We start from the raw sequence: 2523 nt of genomic DNA, 5'->3' as shown, positions 1-2523 counted from the left end.
CAACTACTACATCGAGAACTGGTCGCTCTGGCTCGACGCCAAGATCATCCTGCGCACCGTGTCCTCGATGCTCCGCGGCACCGGCGGCTGACCCAGCCCCGGCGGCGCGGGCACCCGCCGGTCCCTGCCGTCCGCGCCCCAGGCCCACACCGCCGTCCGGAGGAGGTCGCTCAGCGCATTTCGTCACATACCGATCCGTCACGGACACCCGGGTTCGCGCCCCCGGGCGACTCGGGTTGCGCCGAGCCCGCTGCGTTCTGGCCGCATGTGAGGTCTACTGCCCATCCGGACGGATGGTTCTCGGAACCGGTGTCGACCGTCCGGGCAACAGCGATGGCCACGGCGTGAGAGAGGCCCATGGACTGGGTGTGCATGGTGCTGGCGGGCTGGCTGTCGTTGGCGCTCGCCGCCGCACTGGCGTTCGTCGCGCTCATCCGGTTCGCTGAGCGGCCGAGCACCGAGGTCGACCCGGAGTCCTCCCCGCCGCCGGCCACTGCCACGGCGTCCGTCCGGCTGCCACGCTCGGGCACGAGCGTCCCCTCCCGCCATCGGCCGCGTCCGGCGCGAGCCCGCCGGCCGGTCCCCGTGCTCGCTCGTCTCGGACCCCGCCCCCCGCACAGGCACCGCTTCCTGTCGCTCGACGACGACCCGGCCGGCGGGGCCCGGGTCCGCACCTGCCGGTGCGGGGCCGTCCGACACGCGCCGTGACCACTGCGGCTGCTCGCGAGACGGCGGCGCCGATCCGCTGACGCGGCTCTCAGCCGCGCGCGGTCCCCCGGGCCCCGGACCGCCGCTCGGAGACCTCGAGGGTGTGGGCATCGGCCTGCCGCCGCAGCACCCACGAGGCGGGGAGCACCAGCCGCGGCGCGACACCGACCAGGACGGCGACCAGGAAAGCCACGCCCGCGAGCGCCTCACCGGACTCCTCGACGAAGGTCGCGGCGATCGCCCAGCGACCGTCCACGGCAGCCGAGACCGCGGACAGCCCCACAGCGGCGCCGCCGTAGGCGGCCAGGCAGCTGAGCACCCGACGCCGGTCACGGCGCTCGGCGCGACTGATGAACGCGAGGACGGCGAGGACGGCGCCGACCCCCAGCACGCTGACCACCACGGCGCCGCTGTCGCTGATGGCCGAGCCCAGGCGCTCCATGGCCAGGTAGTGCACGGTGCTCCCGGCCTTGATCGAGGCGATCGCGGCCGCCACCAGGCCGACGGCGAGCCACCAGGCGCGACGCCGGGGGATGCGCGCGGCGCCGGCAACCGCGGCGACCGCGGCCGTGGCGAAGAGGGCCGCGACGAACATCCGGGGCACGGAGTAGGGAGCGTCCATGGACAGGGCGCGGGCGGTCGGGCCGGTCGCGCCGGCGAGCCGGCCGGCGTAGCCGACGGCCTCCAGGGCGACCGCCACCGCGGCCAGCCCGACCCCGACGGGCGGGAGGGGGATGCTGCGCCGGCGGGCGCGAACCGCACCGGTCCGCAGCTCTCCGGCCCGTTGGGCGGTGGGGCGCGCCAGTTCGGCTCCGCTGCCTGGCGCGCGGCCGCCGGCCAGGCGGATGCCGCGGCCGATCACCACGCCCATCAGAGCGGCCACGAGCAACCAGACGGTCAGTCCACCGAGGATCCAGGCCCACACGGAACTGTCATCGGCGGGTGCAGGCGGGAGCGTGACCGGCCGGTCACACGAAAGGGGCAGACGAGGCCAGTGGTGCGCTCGCCGGTCCGGAGCTCAGCACGTGGGCCCAGCCTGCACGTCGTGGTCGGTACCCGGACCCCGGCGCGGGGACGGAGGCTGGCTCAGCGGTGTTCGGTGACCCAGTCGGCGGCGAACCCGGGGGGCAGGTCTGCGGTGGTCAGGAGCGCACCGGGGTCGTGGGAACCGGATGCGTCGGCTCGTCGAAAGCCTCGGCCGATGACGACGGCCGCCACCACGGACACCAGCACCCACACGATCAGTACGGCCACGACTGCCTCCATGCCGTCGTCATCGGCAGAGATCATGCCCGTTGGCACCGCGGCGCGACACCAGGGGACGGAGGTTGTGGAAGAGGGGGGTCAGCGCCGGACGGCGCTGGGGTCGGGAGCGAACCCCGCGGCCAGGTCGGAGATGCTCATCGACGCCGGGACGGCGGAGCGCTCGTCGGCCAACCGGATGCCCCGGCCCACGACGACGGCGACGACCACCGCGAGCAGGGCCCACACGAGAAGAACGCCCACGACCAGCTCCACGTCGCTGTGTATCGGCAGTCGGCGTACCCGTCTGTACCCCCCGGGTGGAACCGTGGGGCTGCGGGTGTCGATGAGTCATGTGAGACCTCCTCCGCCTCAGTCGCTTCTGCGGCCGAGGGCGCGGTGGGTCCAGCCGGCGGTGGTCCAGGCGTCGCGGTCGAGGGCGTTGCGGCCGTCCAGGATCCGCTTCTGCGCGACGATCCGGCCGAAGGCGACGGGGTCCAGGTCGCGGTACTGGCGCCACTCGGTGAGCAGCAGCACGGCGTCGGCGCCCGCGGCGGCCTGCTCGGCGGTGGC

4 protein-coding genes are annotated in these 2523 nt (G+C 74.6%); all 4 read right to left on the bottom strand.

Annotation, left to right across the window (positions count from 1 at the left end; all coding sequences use genetic code 11):
- Positions 1 to 757 precede the first annotated feature (757 nt).
- On the bottom strand, positions 758 to 1633 hold the full coding sequence (locus tag CRP39_RS26050) for a hypothetical protein (RefSeq protein ID WP_097209311.1): 876 nt from the start codon (positions 1631 to 1633) through the stop codon (positions 758 to 760).
- Positions 1634 to 1794: 161 nt separating this feature from the next.
- On the bottom strand, positions 1795 to 1998 hold the full coding sequence (locus tag CRP39_RS26045; RefSeq protein ID WP_143426760.1) for a hypothetical protein: 204 nt from the start codon (positions 1996 to 1998) through the stop codon (positions 1795 to 1797).
- 54 nt (positions 1999 to 2052) lie between these two features.
- Positions 2053 to 2226, bottom strand: a complete 174-nt coding sequence (locus tag CRP39_RS27120) for a hypothetical protein (RefSeq protein WP_172442645.1) — start codon at positions 2224 to 2226, stop codon at positions 2053 to 2055.
- Positions 2227 to 2322: 96 nt separating this feature from the next.
- Positions 2323 to 2523, bottom strand: a 201-nt coding sequence (locus CRP39_RS26040; protein ID WP_245854122.1) for a UDP-glucose/GDP-mannose dehydrogenase family protein, incomplete at its 5' end; no start/stop codon positions are given.

Origin of the sequence: Geodermatophilus sabuli, from assembly GCF_900215145.1 — a bacterium.
Taxonomy (GTDB): domain Bacteria; phylum Actinomycetota; class Actinomycetes; order Mycobacteriales; family Geodermatophilaceae; genus Geodermatophilus; species Geodermatophilus sabuli.
The sequence above is the reverse complement of the archived record's forward strand: the minus strand, read 5'-3'. Positions and strand labels throughout refer to the sequence as shown.

Excerpts from the sequence above, each read along its gene's own strand:
- CRP39_RS26045 (WP_143426760.1), bottom strand. The coding sequence starts at position 1,998 with ATGATCTCTGCCGATGACGACGGCATGGAGGCAGTCGTGGCCGTACTG.